The organism is Micromonospora sp. CA-269861 (genome assembly GCF_050948505.1).
Taxonomy (GTDB): domain Bacteria; phylum Actinomycetota; class Actinomycetes; order Mycobacteriales; family Micromonosporaceae; genus Micromonospora.
Genome location: NZ_CP192014.1, coordinates 205,612 through 221,017, shown reverse-complemented (window position 1 = coordinate 221,017; position 15,406 = coordinate 205,612). Strand labels below are relative to the sequence as shown.

15 protein-coding genes are annotated in these 15,406 nt (G+C 71.4%); 5 read left to right on the top strand and 10 right to left on the bottom strand.

Annotated features, from left to right (window positions below; translation table 11 throughout):
• Positions 1–29 precede the first annotated feature (29 nt).
• On the top strand, positions 30–317 hold the full coding sequence (locus ACQP0U_RS01050) for a hypothetical protein (protein ID WP_091396025.1): 288 nt from the start codon (positions 30–32) through the stop codon (positions 315–317).
• 49 nt (positions 318–366) lie between these two features.
• Here the strand turns inward: ACQP0U_RS01050 and ACQP0U_RS01045 are convergent, their stop codons facing one another.
• Entirely contained in the window at positions 367–1,146 is a 780-nt protein-coding gene (locus ACQP0U_RS01045) for a class I SAM-dependent methyltransferase (protein WP_433314957.1), read from the bottom strand.
• Between the two features lie 53 nt (positions 1,147–1,199).
• On the opposite strand from ACQP0U_RS01045, the gene ACQP0U_RS01040 reads away from it, so the two are divergent.
• A complete protein-coding gene (locus ACQP0U_RS01040; RefSeq protein WP_433314955.1) occupies positions 1,200–1,589 on the top strand; it encodes a PPOX class F420-dependent oxidoreductase in 390 nt (129 codons plus the stop codon).
• A gap of 85 nt (positions 1,590–1,674) precedes the next feature.
• Here the strand turns inward: ACQP0U_RS01040 and ACQP0U_RS01035 are convergent, their stop codons facing one another.
• Entirely contained in the window at positions 1,675–1,884 is a 210-nt protein-coding gene (locus ACQP0U_RS01035) for a BldC family transcriptional regulator (RefSeq protein ID WP_007073996.1), read from the bottom strand.
• A 250-nt stretch (positions 1,885–2,134) separates the two neighbouring features.
• A complete protein-coding gene (locus ACQP0U_RS01030) occupies positions 2,135–2,974 on the bottom strand; it encodes a hypothetical protein (protein ID WP_433320528.1) in 840 nt (279 codons plus the stop codon).
• 193 nt (positions 2,975–3,167) lie between these two features.
• On the opposite strand from ACQP0U_RS01030, the gene ACQP0U_RS01025 reads away from it, so the two are divergent.
• On the top strand, positions 3,168–4,250 hold the full coding sequence (locus ACQP0U_RS01025; RefSeq protein WP_196920532.1) for a Leu/Phe/Val dehydrogenase: 1,083 nt from the start codon (positions 3,168–3,170) through the stop codon (positions 4,248–4,250).
• Positions 4,251–4,556: 306 nt separating this feature from the next.
• On the top strand, positions 4,557–4,772 hold the full coding sequence (locus ACQP0U_RS01020; protein ID WP_030332207.1) for a DUF3073 domain-containing protein: 216 nt from the start codon (positions 4,557–4,559) through the stop codon (positions 4,770–4,772).
• A gap of 136 nt (positions 4,773–4,908) precedes the next feature.
• On the opposite strand, the gene amcA is transcribed toward ACQP0U_RS01020, so the two are convergent.
• The 5 genes from amcA to ACQP0U_RS00995 all read right to left on the bottom strand — a co-directional run bounded on the left by amcA (position 4,909) and on the right by ACQP0U_RS00995 (position 9,609).
• Positions 4,909–5,136 (bottom strand): multiple cyclophane-containing RiPP AmcA, encoded by a 228-nt coding sequence (gene amcA, locus ACQP0U_RS01015; protein ID WP_124821604.1) that lies wholly within the window; start codon positions 5,134–5,136, stop codon positions 4,909–4,911.
• Complete coding sequence (amcB, locus tag ACQP0U_RS01010) at positions 5,105–6,208, bottom strand: cyclophane-forming radical SAM peptide maturase AmcB (RefSeq protein WP_433320525.1); 1,104 nt, start codon at positions 6,206–6,208, stop codon at positions 5,105–5,107. The genes amcA and amcB overlap by 32 nt, the downstream gene beginning before the upstream one ends.
• Before the next feature lie 130 nt (positions 6,209–6,338).
• Positions 6,339–7,493, bottom strand: coding sequence for a phosphoribosylformylglycinamidine cyclo-ligase (purM, locus tag ACQP0U_RS01005; RefSeq protein WP_196920530.1), 1,155 nt, complete (start codon positions 7,491–7,493; stop codon positions 6,339–6,341).
• Positions 7,494–7,550: 57 nt separating this feature from the next.
• Entirely contained in the window at positions 7,551–9,089 is a 1,539-nt protein-coding gene (gene purF, locus ACQP0U_RS01000; RefSeq protein ID WP_433314953.1) for an amidophosphoribosyltransferase, read from the bottom strand.
• 166 nt (positions 9,090–9,255) lie between these two features.
• Positions 9,256–9,609: a sterol carrier family protein gene (locus ACQP0U_RS00995; protein ID WP_433314952.1), complete on the bottom strand. Its 354-nt coding sequence runs from the start codon at positions 9,607–9,609 to the stop codon at positions 9,256–9,258.
• A gap of 161 nt (positions 9,610–9,770) precedes the next feature.
• On the opposite strand from ACQP0U_RS00995, the gene ACQP0U_RS00990 reads away from it, so the two are divergent.
• A complete protein-coding gene (locus ACQP0U_RS00990; protein WP_433314950.1) occupies positions 9,771–11,801 on the top strand; it encodes a hypothetical protein in 2,031 nt (676 codons plus the stop codon).
• Between the two features lie 125 nt (positions 11,802–11,926).
• Here the strand turns inward: ACQP0U_RS00990 and ACQP0U_RS00985 are convergent, their stop codons facing one another.
• Together ACQP0U_RS00985 and purL are read right to left on the bottom strand one after the other, a co-directional pair.
• Entirely contained in the window at positions 11,927–12,682 is a 756-nt protein-coding gene (locus tag ACQP0U_RS00985; protein ID WP_433320522.1) for a 2-phosphosulfolactate phosphatase, read from the bottom strand.
• A 4-nt stretch (positions 12,683–12,686) separates the two neighbouring features.
• Positions 12,687–15,356 carry a phosphoribosylformylglycinamidine synthase subunit PurL gene (gene purL, locus ACQP0U_RS00980; protein WP_433314948.1) on the bottom strand — a complete coding sequence of 890 codons (2,670 nt, stop codon included), beginning with the start codon at positions 15,354–15,356 and terminating at the stop codon, positions 12,687–12,689.
• Positions 15,357–15,406: the final 50 nt, after the last annotated feature.

The window sequence follows — 15,406 nt, the reverse complement described above, 5'->3', positions numbered from 1 at the left end:
CCGTCAACCGAGGGAAGGACCGCATCGAGATGAGCCAGGCACCGGAGAGCGTCACCGACGGGGAGATCGTGGAGACCCGGGGCGACGAGCGGGTCGAGCTGCTGCGCGCCGACACCAACAACGACGGCAAGACCGACGTGTGGGTGGTGGACACCGACGGCGACGGCAAGGCCGATCTGTTCCAGTTCGACACCGACGGTGACGGCAAGGTGGACATCACCATGGTCGACATCGACGAGGACGGCCAGCCGGACGAGGTGGTCGACGGCGACGGCGGCCTGCCGCCCGAGCAGCTCCCCCCGACCGTCCAGGTCTGAGACGTACGACGGCCCCCGCCTCCGCCCAGCGGAGCGCGGGGGCCGTCGCTCAGTCGACGAGGCGCAGGGTGGCCAGGTAGTAGGGGGCGTCGCGGTCGTCCACATCGGTGAGCCGCCAGCCGGTGCCGTGCACCAGGCCGGCGAACTCGTCCGCCGAGCAGACCAGATAGTCGAACCATTCGGTGCTCAACTCGCGGTAGCGCAGCCGCAGCCGCAGCTGGCCACCGAGCCGGCCGCGCCGACGGTTGCGCTCGTGGTAGCCGGTGTGCAGCGGGTCGCGGGTGCCGTACGGGTCGGTGCCCTGCGCGATGATCTGCGCCCCCGGTCGGGCCAGCGCGGCGAGCACGGCCAGGAACCCGGGAGCGCGCTCCCGCCCCTCGAACAGCCCGAGATTGTTGCCGAGCAGCAGGAACGTGTCGTAGCGCGGGCCGTCGGCGATGTGCGTGTCGACGGTGCCGTGCACCAGCCGCCGGACGCCCCGACGCCGGCTCACCTCCAGCGCGCCCGCGGAGGTGTCCAGCCCGGTGACCGGTACGCCGCGCTCCTGGAGCTGCAGCGCGATCCGGCCGGCGCCGGTGCCGATGTCCAGCGTCTCGCCGTGCGCCCGGTCCACCGCGCGGTGGTCGTACGGCTGCCAGTCCGCCGGCCCGTCCAGGTAGTGCGCGGCCGGGGCGCCGTTGATCAGACCGTCGTCCCGTTCGATGATCTCGATGACCGGTCGCGGCAGTCGGCCACCGACCAGGGGTCGTGGGCCCACCCCGGTGGCCACGGCGAGCGTGTCCCGCAGCAGTTCGCCGATCACGTCACCGATTAGAGGCTCAACCGTCACGACGTCACGCTATCCGGCCACTCAGTGGCCCGCGCCGGCCATATCCTGGCGGCGTGACCATGCTGGACCGGCTGTCGGCCGAGAAGTACATCCTGCTCACGACCTTCCGCAAGGACGGTCGGGCGGTGCCGACCCCGGTCTGGGCGGTACGCGACGGTGAGGCGTTGGCGGTCTGGACCCGGGCCGACTCGGGGAAGGTGAAGCGGATCCGCCGCAACGGCGACGTGACAGTGGCGCCCTGCGACGTGCGGGGTCGGCCGCACGGGGCGGAGGTGTCGGCTCACGCGACGATCTGCGGGGGTGGTGACACCGGTCGGATCCGCGACCTGCTCAAGCACAAGTACCGCGTGATCGGTCGGCTCAGCCTGCTGAGCAGCCGGCTGCGTCGCGGCGAGGGCGGCACGGTCGGTATCCGGGTGACGTTGGCCGAGCCGCAGCGCTGACCTGCGGCCGGCGTCGTGCTCGGCGGGCCATGGAAAGGGGCGGCGGATCGAGATCCGCCGCCCCTGACGAAAAACTGTCGCCGGCTCAGTCGCCCTGCCGCTGCTGCGGGATCTGGCCCTGCAGCAGCGCCCTGACCTCCGACTCACGGTACCGACGGTGGCCACCCAGGGTGCGGATGGCACTGAGCTTGCCAGCCTTGGCCCACCGGGTCACCGTCTTCGGGTCGACCCGGAACATCGACGCCACCTCGGCCGGCGTGAGTAGCGGCTCTGGTTCGTGCGTTCGCGATGCCATCGGTCACTCCTCCACATGTATAGACATCGGCCGGGGTCCCGCCGGCCGACGCGTCTCCCATGGTCCGGCTAGTCCCCGATGTCCGACATGGGCCGAACGGATGAAGGTCCCTAGACGGACGGATGAACCATGCCCGATTTTTACGACTTTTACACGGCAGAAACTACCTTATTCGGACTCATGATCACGGTTCGTGATGCGTCAACTACGAGCACAGTTCACCTTGGGAGCGCTCCGAGGGTGATATGCCCTAGTTGCACCGCTCCAAGAGCTGCACCGCGCGCCACCGTGCCACCAACTTGTCGTACGCGGCCGACGCCTCCTCGGCCTCACCGCGCGACAGCCCCGCGAGGCCGCTGGCGACCAACTCCGGCGAGTCGTCAGCCGTGAGGGTCTCGTCGGAGAGCAGGTCGACCAGACCGCCGTAGTCCAGCTCGACCACGGACCGCGGATGGAACTCCTCCAGCCAGCGGGCCGCCTCCTCCACCGCCTCGGTGATCGGCGCCTCGCCCACCGACTTGCGCAGCACCGACAGGGCCCGCGACGAGCGGCGTCGCGCCTTGGAGATCTCGGTGCGATAGCGCAGCGCCCGCCGGCCCGGCCGGGTGACCAGGTCCCGCTCCGCCGGGTCGAAGAGCACGAACCACCGCAGCGGTACGCCCCAAGTGGCGATCTGCTCGTGCACCCGGGGCACCCCGTGCTCCAGCACCCGGGCGCCACTGCGCCAGTCGTCCACCACCGCCCTGGCCTGCCCGGCGAGCACCGGCGGCACGAAGGCGTCGGCGAGCACCGAGGGCACCCCGTCCCGGGCGCTGAGCGCCGCCTCAGCGACCCGGATGCGCAGGTTCCACGGGCAGACCAGCAGGCTGTCGTCCGTCTCCAGGACGTACGCCTCCTCCGGCAGGTCCGGCAGCCGGGTCCAGCCGGCGCCCAGCGCCTCGATCACCGCCGTCCGCTGCCGACCGGGCCCCTCGACCGGGGCGACCGCGCGCCCCTCCGAGACGTAGCGGCGCCAGTAGCTCTGCCGGTCTCGATCGAAGGCGGCCAACGGTTCGTACACGCGCAGGTAAGAAGCGAAGAGCGACGGCACCGCGCGATCCTCCCACGAACCACGCCCGTACGCGGTCAGCGGCCGGAGCACGCGCGCCGCACCGTGGGACGGCGGCGGCGCGTCGAGCGCCCGGCCGGAGGCCGATACTAGGCTCGATCACACCGGCAGCATCCCCGCCGGGGTCCACCAGGTCCGCGTTCCACAAGAACGCACACCACCGTAGGAGCCAACCATGGGCGTATTCGCGAGCACCGACGACCCGGTATCGACAGGTCACGAACAGGTCGTGTTCTGCCAGGACAAGCAGAGCGGCCTGAAGGCGATCATCGGGATCTACTCCACCGCGCTGGGCCCGGCGCTCGGCGGCACCCGCTTCTACCCGTACGCGAGCGAGGACGACGCCCTCGCCGACGTGCTGGACCTGTCGCGCGGGATGGCATACAAGAACGCGCTCGCCGGGCTGGACCTGGGCGGCGGCAAGGCCGTCATCTGGGGCGACCCGGAGCAGATCAAGAGCGAAGCGCTGCTGCGCGCGTACGGCCGCTTCGTGGAGTCGCTGGGCGGGCGCTACTACACCGCCTGCGACGTCGGCACGTACGTGGCGGACATGGACGTCGTGGCCCGGGAGACCCGCTACGTGACCGGGCGCAGCGTGGAGCACGGCGGTGCCGGCGACTCGTCGATCCTCACCGCCTGGGGCGTCTTTCAGGGGATGCGGGCCGCGGCTGAGCACGTGTGGGGCACCCCGAGCCTGCGGGGCCGGCGGGTGGGCGTGGCCGGCCTGGGCAAGGTCGGCAAGTACCTCACCGGGCACCTGCTGGAGGATGGCGCCGAGGTGGTCGCCACCGACGTCAACCCGAAGGCCCTGGCGTGGGTGCGCACCAACCACCCCCAGGTCACCCTCGTCGACGACTCCAGCGCGCTGGTCGCCGCGGACCTCGACGTGTACGCGCCGTGCGCGCTGGGTGGCGCCCTGAACGACGACACCGTGCCGGCGTTGCGCGCCAAGGTGGTGACCGGTGCGGCGAACAACCAGCTCGCCCACCCGGGGATCGAGAAGCTGCTGGCCGACCGGGGCATCCTCTACACCCCGGACTACGTGGTCAACGCGGGCGGCGTCATCCAGGTGGCCGACGAGATCGAGGGCTTCAACTTCGACCGGGCGAAGCTGCGGGCGACCCGGATCTACGACACCACCCGCGAGATCCTGCACCTGGCTGACGCGGAGGGCGTGCCGCCGGCGGTGGCCGCCGACCGGCTGGCCGAGCGGCGGATGGCGGACGTCGGCCGGCTGCGCGCGATCCACCTGCGCTGAGCGTTCCGTTCCCGGGGGCGGATCGACGAGATCCGCCTCCGGGCCCCCGGTGCCGGCGCAGGCTGGGTAAGCTGAGCCCGGGTCAAGTTTGATGCGGTTTGTCCGGTGTCACGGGTGCTAACCGTTCCGCTCCTTACCCGGTACACTGGGTGACGGCCGGATCGACGCGACGCGCAGAGCCGGCTGACGGTAACCCGAGGTGCCGAACGGTGGCATCCCCATGTACCGTAAGAGCCACGAGAGATGCCTGACGTCATCGGGGCCCGCCTTCGGGCTGCCCCGCATTCTGTGCGAGGGGGTCGAGCCATGGGGCGCGGCCGTGCTAAGGCCAAGCAGACTAAGGTGGCGCGGGAGTTGAAGTACCACTCCCCGAACACCGACCTCACCGCCTTGCAGCGCGAACTGGCGGGTGCTGGTAAGTCTGAGCACCACTTCGACGACGACTCTAAAGAGTTCGTCGACGACGATGATGAGGATCACGCGGACGACGATCCGGATCCCTGGGTCCGTCCGACCCGCTGACCGCTCGACGCAGCTGAGCACGCGGTAACCCCCGCGTGCTCACGCACGTCCAGTGCAGGTGCAGTCGCCGACGATCAGGGGCCTGGCCCGACCGGAGCCACTCCGGCCGCTCGACAGGCCCCTGACAACGGCTCCCTCAGCGCGGGCGGTTGTTCCAGTTGTAGAACGTCGGGATGTTCTCGAAGTGGTTCCAGGCGCACACCGCGCTGGAGCCGTCGCCGCCCGACACCTCCGAGCGCAGCCGCCGTGCGTCCTCGGCCTCCTGGAGCAGCGCGACGAGCGCGGGAGCCGCGTCTCGCACCCGTTCGGTGACTCCGTCGTCCGCTTCGCGCTCAGGCCGCCGGTGACTGGTGGTCTCGGGCATGCTCCAACACTCCCTCCAATAGGCGGATCTTGCTGTTGCGGCAGTGCTCGGTCTCCGTACCGTCAAAACGCCCCAGCTCGAAGTAACGGTTGGCGGCATGGCCGCCGCCGCAGAAGCCGAAGTACGGGCAGGACGCCCGACACGCCTCCACCCCGGCCAGGAACTCCCCCACCCACGGCGTGGACGCCGCGTCGCCGAGGATCTGCGCCAACGGGGTCGTCAGCACGTTGCCGCTGCTGAAGTCGCCGTAGTGGGGGTCGGTGAAACCGGCCAGCTCCGGCGAGAGCACGATCACCGAGCCGTCGTGACCGATCGTCGGGATCGGGTCCAGTTGGCGGGGCAGCACCCCGTCCGCCGAGTTGTCGAGCACCGCCGCCGCGTAGCGCAACGACCACTCGATCTCGCGGAGGTGGATTCTGGGCTCCCGGCGCCACGCCCCGACCAACTCCGCCCAGAACGCGGACACCGCCGACGGGTCGTGGCGGTTGTCGCGGGTGTTGACTCCCTCGGTCTCCTCGATGTTGATGCCCAGCACGTCGCAGCCCAGCTCGAGGAAGTAGTCGTACAGCTCGGTGGCGAGCCCCGGCTCCGGCCGGGACACCACGGCCAGCGCGGAGAAGGGCAGACCGCGACGGCGCAGCGCCGAGATTCCGCGCAGGATCCGGTCGTACGCCGGCTGACCGCCCCGGTTGACCCGGTCGCCGTTGCGCGCCCGGGGCCCGTCGACGCTCACGCTCACCCGCATCTCGTGCCGGACGAAGAAGTCGCACCAGTCGTCGTCGATGAGGGTGGCGTTGGTCTGCACGTGGTGCTCGACTTCGGGCCCGAACGGCGCGATCAGATCGGCCAGGTGCTCCCGACCGGCCGCCAACGGCTCGCCGCCGTGCCACACCACGGAGAAGCGACCGTTCGCCGCCCAGGGATTGACCGCGGCCGCGACCGCCTCGGCCACCGCCACCGGCATCCGGCGGTCGGCGGCCCGAAACGGCAGGTAGCAGTACGCGCAGTCGAGGTTGCAGAGGGTGGTGGGCTGCATCACGACGTACGACGGGACGGCGGCCAGACCGCGCATCCCGCTGAACGAGCGTCCCCGAACACCCATCGCCCTCCTCCGCCTAGCCTGAGGGTGCCCTTCAGGCTAGGCGGCATTGGCCACTCGGGTGAAGCCCTGATCAGGTGCCCGTACGATCACCGGAGGGTGATCATCCTCGGGTGTGCTGACCAACCATCTGCACGTTGCCGGTGCCCTCGATGATCTCGCCGGCCTGCCACGCCTCGACCCCACGGCCGGTCAGGGTGGCCAGCGCCCGGTCAGCGTCCTCGGCCGACACGATCGCGAACATGCCGACGCCCATGTTGAAGGTCGACTCCATGTCGTGGTCGTCGATCCGACCCTTCGTCTGGATCAGGTCGAAGATCGGCTGCGGCTTCCAGGTGGAGCGGTTGACCACCGCGTCCACGTGCTCGGGCAGCACCCGGACCAGGTTGCCGGGGATGCCGCCACCGGTGATGTGGGACAGCGCCCGCACCTCGGCCTCGGCGATCAGCTTGAGGCAGTCCTTGGCGTAGATCTTGGTCGGGGTGAGCAGCTCCTCACCGAGGGTCCGCTGCCGACCGAAGTCGTCGATCACGATGTCCAGACGCATCCGGGCTGCGCCGAGCAGCACGTGCCGGACCAGGGAGTATCCGTTGGAGTGCAGGCCGGAGGAGCGCATGGCGATCACCACGTCGCCCACCTCGACCCGCTCGGGGCTGAGGATGTCGGCCTCCTCGACCACGCCCACACCTGTCGCGGAGATGTCGTACTCGTCCGGACGCAGCACGCCGGGGTGCTCGGCGGTCTCCCCACCCAGCAGCGCACAGCCGGCGTAGCGGCAGCCGTCGGCGATGCCCGCGCCGATCTCGGCGACCTTGTCCGGAACGACCTCGCCGGTGGCGATGTAGTCGAGCAGGAACAGCGGCTCGGCACCGCAGGCCACCAGGTCGTCGACGACCATCGCGACCAGGTCGATGCCGACCGTGTCGTGGATGTCCATCTGCTGCGCGATCACCAGCTTGGTGCCCACCCCGTCGGTGGAGGACGCCAGGATCGGGCTCTTGTACTTCTTCGTGTCCAGCCGGAACAGGCCGGCGAAGCCACCGAGGTCACCGAGCACCTCGGGGCGGCGGGTCTGCCGCACCTTCGACTTGAGCAGCTCCACAGCGCGGTCTCCCGCGTCAATGGAGACGCCGGCGTCGGCGTACGAGACCGAGCGTTTGCGCGCCTGGCGGCCAGCACCGCCCGTCCACGGCTGGCGGTCGCCGCCGGCGCCGGTCGGGCTGCTTCCTGCGCCGCTGCGCTCGGACACGTGCGTCACGGTTCTCCCCTTTGGTTCTCGGTGCCGCCGGCGGTAGCCGGGCCGCGCCGGTTGGTGCTACGGGCGGTTTGCGGTAACGCCACCCGGAGTGGCGACGGACGAGCCGTTGGTGGGCGGGGCCTCCGGCGCCGAGTTGGCGACGCGTCGGCCCACCCCTTCGAGCACGTGCTTGCCGATCAGGTTGCCGGCCGGCAGCTCGATCGGGTACTCCCCATCGAAACACGCCCGACACAACCGGGTCTTCGGCTGCTCGGTCGCGGCGATCAGGCCAGGCAGCGAAACGTAGCCCAGCGTGTCGGCGCCGATGGAGCGCCGGATGCCGTCGTTGTCCAACCCGTTGGCCAGCAGCTCCGCCCGGGTGGCGAAGTCGATGCCGTAGAAGCACGGCCAGCTGACCGGCGGGGAGGAGATGCGGACGTGCACCTCCAGCGCCCCCGCCTCACGCAGCATGCGGACGATGGCGCGCTGGGTGTTGCCGCGCACGATCGAGTCGTCCACGACAACCAACCGCTTGCCCCGGACGTTCTCCCGCAGCGGGTTGAGCTTGAGCCGGATGCCGAGCTGACGCAGGGTCTGCGACGGCTGGATGAAGGTACGACCCACGTACGGGTTCTTCATCAGGCCGGCGCCGTAGGTGATGCCGGACGCCTCCGCGTACCCGATCGCGGCCGGCGTGCCCGACTCGGGCACCGGGATCACCAGGTCGGCCTCGACCGGGTGCTCCTTCGCCAACTGCCGACCGATCTGCACCCGCGCCGAGTGGACGTTCCGCCCGGCGATCGTGGCGTCGGGACGGGCGATGTAGACGTACTCGAAGAGGCAGCCCTTCGGCTCCGGCGCGGCGAACCGGGTGGAGCGCAGCCCGTTCTCGTCGATCGCGATCAGCTCGCCCGGCTCGACCTCGCGCACCACACTCGCCCCGACGATGTCCAGGGCGGCCGTCTCGCTGGCGATCACCCAGCCGCGCTCCAGGCGGCCGAGCACCAGCGGGCGGACGCCGTGCGGATCACGGGCCGCGTAGAGGGTCGACTCGTCCATGAAGACGAAGCTGAACGCGCCGCGCAGCTGCGGCAGCACCTCCAGGGCGGCCGCCTCGACCGACAGATCCGGTCGGCCGGCGAGCAGCATCGTCACCAGCGAGGTGTCGTTCGTCGAACCGTCCGCGATGAGGCCGCGCTCGGCGACCTCCTTCTCCAGCTCGGCCGTGTTGACCAGGTTGCCGTTGTGTGCCAGCGCGATGGTCGTGCCGGAGGTGGTCGACCGGATCGTCGGCTGGGCGTTCTCCCAGTTCGACGCGCCGGTGGTGGAGTATCGGGCGTGCCCGATCGCCACGTGACCGCGCAGGCTCGCCAGAGTGGGCTCGTCGAAGACCTGGGCCACGAGGCCGAGATCCTTGTAGACCACCACGCCGGAGCCATCGCTCACCGCGATGCCCGCCGCCTCCTGGCCGCGGTGCTGCAGGGCGTAGAGGCCGAAGTAGGTCAGATTGGCAACCTCTTCGCCAGGGGCCCAGACGCCGAAGACGCCGCAGGCATCCTGGGGGCCAGGTCGTTGGGGGTCAAGGTCGTGGCTCAGCCGGCCGTCGCCTCGGGGCACCTACCGCTCCCTCATGCTGGTCTGGACCGGCCGGGCGGATCACTGGCGGATCCACATACCTCTGCCGGGACCACTGTCGTCGCCTGACAGTGTACGCGAATCGACGTCAATACAGAAAGTCACGATCCCCCTGCTCAGCGTCACGGCAAGTGGGACATCGGGACGACTAGAGGGGCAGATACGCCGAGAGGTCCGCGCGGTTGCCACTCATCTGGACGCGACCGTCGGTGACCGCCTCGGCCCAGCCAAGCCTGCCGGTCGCCAGCTCCAACCAGGTGTTCGGGGCCATCTCGACCACGTTTGGTGGATTTCCCCTGGTGTGTCGAGGCCCCGGTACGCACTGGATCGCCCCGTATGGTGGGACGCGCACCTCCACCGATCGGCCGGGGGCGCGCTCCGCGAGGACGGCCAACAACGACCGGACCGCCTCTCGGAACACCGGCCGTTCGGGTGTACGCCCCTCGTCGAGCGCCGACAACGCGGCCGTAACGGCAGCGGACTTACTGTGCGGAGAGGACACGACGGGACGATACGACTCCCAGGCCAGACACGCGACGCTGGCCCTGGGTCGCGCTCATGCGGTCGGACAAGGCATAGTTGCCGACGGCGTATTCGTACCGTGATGATCCCCGGCCCGGCGCCCCGCCGGTCAGAGGGAAGTCAGCCCGGAAGGCGGTGGACGTGTCAACACACCGACGTGCCTGGAAGCAGCGGGCCGGTGTGGTCGTAGCGCTGGTTGCCGGCGCTCTGCTCGCCGTCCCCGCCACACCAGCCTTGGCCGCAGACGTCAATGTATCCCCCGGTTCAGTCACCGTGAACGCCGGCAGCGACGCCACAATCACTGTGCGCATCACTGGGGGTAACGACGACGAGTCGGCGAAGGTCAGCCTCTCCGGCCTGCCGTCCGGCGTCAGCTGCGCCAGTGGTTGCGGCGATGTCAAACTCTCCGGCGGCGGCCTGGGCAACCCGACAGGGTCGGTGCTGGTCAGGATCGCGGCCAACGACAACGCTGGCGACGCGACCGCGACCATCACGGTGGCCGTGGAGGCCGAGTCCGGCCCGGACACCGCCACCGTCTCGCTGACCGTGAAGGGCAAGGCCGCTCCGCCGCCGCCGCCGCAGAACCAGACCGTGCGGTCGGTCTCCGGCAAGGTGGTCGCGCAGGCGGACGGCAAGGCCGTGCCGAACGCCTTCGTGGTTCTCCAGGACACCGCCGGCCACCGCTACGACGCCACCAGTGACGGCAGCGGCAACTTCCGGTTCACCGGCACCACCGCCAAGCCGATCGCACCGGGCCGGATCGACCTGGGCGCGTCGTTCGACAACGTCCAGGCGTTCAAGTCCGTGAACGCCAACGCAGGGCAGGCCATCACCGGGCAGCGGCTCAGCCTCGCGATCAAGGTCGAGGTCACTCCCAGCGCCACCCCGTCCGCCACTCCCGAGGCCACTGCCACCGAGGAGGCGACCGAGGAGGGCACCGAGGAGGAGCCCACCGAGGAGGCCAGCCAGGGCGCTCCGGCGAACGCCGCGAACAACGAGGACAGCGGCGGCATCGGCTCGTACATGATCATCCTGCTCGGTGGTCTTCTGGTCGCCGCTGGTGTCGGCACGATCGTGCTGCTCTGGATGAAGCGCCGGGAGAACGGCGACGACGACGACGCTCCGGCTGCTGCCGGTGGCGGCGGTGTGGTGCCGCCCTCGCGGGGCGGCTTCCGCGGTCCGGACGACCAGACCCGGGTGGTCGGCGGTCGTCCCGGCGGCGGAGCGGACCCGACCATGGTCGGCGGCGCGGCGCTGAGCGAGGCGCCGACGATGATGCACCGCCCGGTGGTCGACGACGTCCCGCCGGATCCGTACGGCGCGCCTGCGCCGGCGTACGGCGGCGCGGGTCAACAGGGCTGGGGCGGCGCCGGCTACGGCGACGAGCCGGCGCCTGGCGGCTACGGTGCCGGCGGCTACGGCAACGCCCCCGCCTCGGGTGGCGGCTACGGCGCTCCGGCCGGCCCGGAGGGCGGCTACGGCGCCGGTGCGGCCGGTGACGGTTACGGTGCCGCGCCTGGTTCCGGTGCCGGCTACGGCGGCGCACCAGCTTCCGGCGGTGGATACGGCAACGCTCCGGCCTCCGGTGGCGGCTACGGCGGTCGTGATTACGACGCCCCGGGCGGCACCGCTGCCTACCCGCCGGCCCCCGCTGGCGGCGCGGCCTACGGCGAGCGGTTCGACGAGCCGACCGGCCGGTACACCGGCGACAGCACCCAGTACCCGGCTCCGGCCGACCCGTACGCCACAGGCGTCTACCAGCCGGAGCAGGGGCAGGGGTACGGCCAGCCCGATCCCGCCCCGTACGGCGGTCGCGCTGCCGAGCCGACCGCGGGGTACGGCGGTCCGGAGGCCGGCGGGTACGACCAGGGTGGCTACGGTCAACCGGCCGGCGGATACGACCAGGGCGGCGGCTACGGCCAGGAGCCCTCGCCGCAGCGCGGCGGCGGGTACGACGACCGGGGCTACGACCAGGGTGGCTACGGGCAGCCCGCTGGCGGATACGACCAGGGCGGTAACTACGGCCAGGAGCCTCCGCAGCAGCGCGGCGGCGGGTACGACGACCGGGGCTACGACCAGGGCGGCTACGGCCAGCCCGCCGGGCGGAACCGACCGGACACCCCGCCGGCGACCGAGCGCGGCGGCCGTCGCCTCGACTGGCTGGACGACTGACCCCACCACAGCACATGGAAACGGCCACCCGGTGATCCGGGTGGCCGTTTCGCTGACACCGCGACTTCTTGGAAGCCGAGTTGATCAAAGGGCGCGGGCCGGCGCGGTCAGGCGGGCCGGCGCGGTCAGGCGGCGGAGAAGATGCCCTGGTGGAGAACCGGCACGACGTCCGACACGCCGATCCGGACGGCGACATCAACGTCCCCGGCGAAGCCGCTCTCGGTCAACTCCCGCCCGGAGACGCTGCCGCGCACGGCGGCGGGCACATCCGGGGTGCTGGCCAGCGCGGCGAGTGCCATGGCCGCCTCCACCGAGAGCCCACCCGGCACGCCGGAGAGGGCGTCCAGCACCGAGGCGGCACCCAGTTGGTCCTCCACCGAGGGGCGCAGCGACCCGTCCGGCCACCGCTCCCCTGAGGCGATCACGCCGATCGGGGCGTCCACCGTGCCGTACCCCTGGCGGCGCAGCCAACGCCCGACGGCGCGTGCGTTGCGCAGGCACGCCGCGACCACCGGCAGGCCGGTGGCGCTGGCCGCGGCGCTGATGGCGGAGCCGTTCGGGGAGGGCAGTACGAGGTCCGCCACCACGGGCGCGCTGCTCAGCGCAGCGGGCGAGAGCGACCACGGATGTTCCGCTGTCGTCTGCCGCCGCCCGACAGCAGCGGTCGCCCCGACCCGGACGGCGTACTCGGCGGCCTGCTCACCCCAGGGGAACGGGTGCACCCGCATGCCCCGGGCGACCGCCACCTCCACGGCGGTGGTGAACGAGAGGACGTCCACCACCACCAGCGCCGCGCAGACCCGACCGAGCTCGGCCGCCCCGGTCAGCCCCCAGTCGAACCGGGCACCGGATCCGGGTTGGCCGTAGACAGCGGCCGTCAACGCCTCAGCGCTCGTCAGGCGACGGCTCGGCGACACCGGGGTCAGACTCGGACGCCGTGTCGGGCAGCTCCGACCCGATCGGCTCGACCGCGCCGGTCTCCGGGGAAGGACCCGAGGAAGCGATCGGCTCGGAGACCACCGCCGCCGCGTCGACCGGCTCCGCCTCGGCGACCGGCAGCGGGACGGCCTCGACCGCACCCGCCACACCGGCGGCCGGCGCGGGCACCTCGACGGCAGCCGAGCCCCCGAAGAGGCGCGGCAACGTCTCGGTGTGCGCGGCGCGCAGCTCGTCCAGGCCGATCCGGAACTGGCCGTGCACCTCGAGCGCCCCACCGGACGGGTCAGTGACGCCGATCAGCTCGAACGGCACGCCCCGCTCGGCGCAGAGCGCCGCGAACGCCTTGTCGTGGCCGCGCGGCACCGAGACCAGCGCCCGCGTCGCGGACTCGCTGAACAGGTAGACGAACGGCATCGAGCCCTCGGCGAACTGCTCCGGCACCGCGACCCGGGCACCGACGCCGCGACGCAGGCAGGACTCGACCAGGCTCTGGGCGAGGCCACCGTCGGAGAGGTCGTGCGCCGAGCTGAGGTGACCGACGCGGGCGGCCTCGGCCAGCAGCTCGGCGAGCGCCTTCTCCCGTCCGAGCTCGACCTGCGGCGGAATACCGCCGAGGTGCTCGTGCGTCACCCAGGCCCACTCCGAGCCGGACAGCTCCACGTTCGTCTCGCCGAGCAGGTAGAGCTGGTCGTGGTCACCACCGGCGCGCGGCACGAAGCCCATCGGCACCCGGTCGGCGACGTTGTCCAGCACACCGAGCACGCCCACCACCGGCGTCGGGTGGATGGCCGCCGCGCCGGTCTGGTTGTAGAAGCTGACGTTGCCGCCGGTCACCGGGATGCCCAGCTCCAGGCAGCCGTCCGCCAGGCCACGCACGGCCTCGGCGAACTGCCACATCACGCCCGGGTCCTCCGGGGAGCCGAAGTTGAGGCAGTTGGTCACGGCGATCGGCTTCGCGCCGGTCACCGCCACGTTCCGGTACGCCTCAGCCAGCGCCAGCTTGGTGCCGTTGTACGGGTCCAGTCGGGCGTACCGACCGTTGCCGTCGACCGACAGCGCCACGCCGAGACCGGTCCGCTCGTCGATCCGGATCACGCCGCCGTCCTCCGGCTGGGCGAGCACTGTGTTGCCGAGCACGTAGCGGTCGTACTGCTCGGTGACCCAGGTCTTGTCGGCGAGGTTGGGCGACGCGATCATGCGCAGCACGGTCTCCCGCAGCGCCTCCGGGTCGGCCGGGCGGGGCAGCGTCTCGGCCCGGTCGGCCTGGAGCAGGATCAGGTCGGCCGGCTCACGCATCGGCCGGGCGTAGACCGGGCCGTCGTCGACGAGCGAACCCGGCGGCACGTCAACGACCAGGTGGTCCTGCCAGGTGATCAGCAGTCGGCCCGGGCTGCCGTCCGGCTCCGGTGCGGTGACCTCACCGATCGCGGTGGCGAGGACGCCCCACTTCTCGCAGGTCTTGAGCACCGCGTCGAGCTTGTCCGGCTCGACGACCAGCAGCATCCGCTCCTGCGACTCGCTGGCCAGGATCTCGTGCGGGTCCATAGAGGGCTCGCGCAGCGGAACCCGCTCCAGCCAGACCCGCATGCCGGTGCCGGCAGCGGCGGCGGTCTCGGTGAGCGCGCAGGTCAGGCCGGCGCCGCCGAGGTCCTGGATGCCGACGACGAGCTGGCCGTCGTACAGCTCGAGGCACGCCTCGATCAGCAGCTTCTCGGTGAACGGGTCGCCGACCTGCACTGCGGGTCGACGCGCCTCGCTGCCCTCGTCGAAGGTCGCGCTGGCCAGCACCGACACGCCGCCGATGCCGTCCCGGCCGGTCTTGGCGCCCATCAGCACGACAACGTTGCCCGGGCCGGCGGCGGCCTTGTTCTGCAGCCGGTCGACCGGCAGCACGCCCAGGCAGAGCGCGTTGAGCAGCGGGTTGCCCTGGTAGGAGGGGTCGAAGACCAGCTCGCCACCGATGTTGGGCAGGCCCAGGCAGTTGCCGTACCCGCCCACGCCGGCGACCACGCCGGTGAGCACCCGGGCGGTGTCCGGGTGGTCCGCGGCGCCGAAGCGCAGCGGGTCCATCACCGCGACCGGGCGGGCACCCATGGCGAGGATGTCCCGGACGATGCCGCCGACGCCGGTCGCCGCACCCTGGTACGGCTCGACGAAGCTCGGGTGGTTGTGCGACTCGACCTTGAAGGTCACCGCCAGCTCGTCGGAGATCTGCACGACACCGGCGTTCTCACCGATGCCGGCGAGCAGCCGGTCGCTGTGCGGGGCCTTCTCGCCGAACTGGCGCAGGTGCACCTTGCTCGACTTGTAGGAGCAGTGCTCGCTCCACATGATCGAATACATCGCCAGCTCGGACTGCGTGGGCCGGCGGCCGAGGATCTGCCGGATCCGGTCGTACTCGTCGTCACGCAGGCCCAGCTCGGTGTACGGCTGAAGCTCGCCCGGGGTGCCACCGGCGCGCGGCACGGTGTCCACGCCCTCGGTCCAGACAGCGGCGGCCGGCTGAGCGGGAGCGGTCGCAGGTGCGACCGGCTGCGCCGGGCTCGGCTCGGCCGGCTGCGCCGGGGCGGAGTACGCCTCCGGTGTGTCCCGTACCGGGTCCGGATGGGTGGTCATGACCTCTCCTCGCTGCGCTCGTGCCCGCCAGAGATGCGGTTGAGCTGACC

What these genes read in the sequence shown, in the direction of transcription:
- ACQP0U_RS01025 (WP_196920532.1), top strand. Translation starts at nt 3,168, where the DNA reads ATGGGCGTATTCGCGAGCACCGACGACCCGGTATCGACAGGTCACGAA.
- amcA (WP_124821604.1), bottom strand. Translation starts at nt 5,136, where the DNA reads ATGCCCGAGACCACCAGTCACCGGCGGCCTGAGCGCGAAGCGGACGAC.
- purL (WP_433314948.1), bottom strand. Translation starts at nt 15,356, where the DNA reads ATGACCACCCATCCGGACCCGGTACGGGACACACCGGAGGCGTACTCC.
- ACQP0U_RS01035 (WP_007073996.1), bottom strand. Translation starts at nt 1,884, where the DNA reads ATGGCATCGCGAACGCACGAACCAGAGCCGCTACTCACGCCGGCCGAG.
- ACQP0U_RS01050 (WP_091396025.1), top strand. Translation starts at nt 30, where the DNA reads ATGAGCCAGGCACCGGAGAGCGTCACCGACGGGGAGATCGTGGAGACC.
- amcB (WP_433320525.1), bottom strand. Translation starts at nt 6,208, where the DNA reads ATGCGCGGTCTGGCCGCCGTCCCGTCGTACGTCGTGATGCAGCCCACC.
- ACQP0U_RS01020 (WP_030332207.1), top strand. Translation starts at nt 4,557, where the DNA reads ATGGGGCGCGGCCGTGCTAAGGCCAAGCAGACTAAGGTGGCGCGGGAG.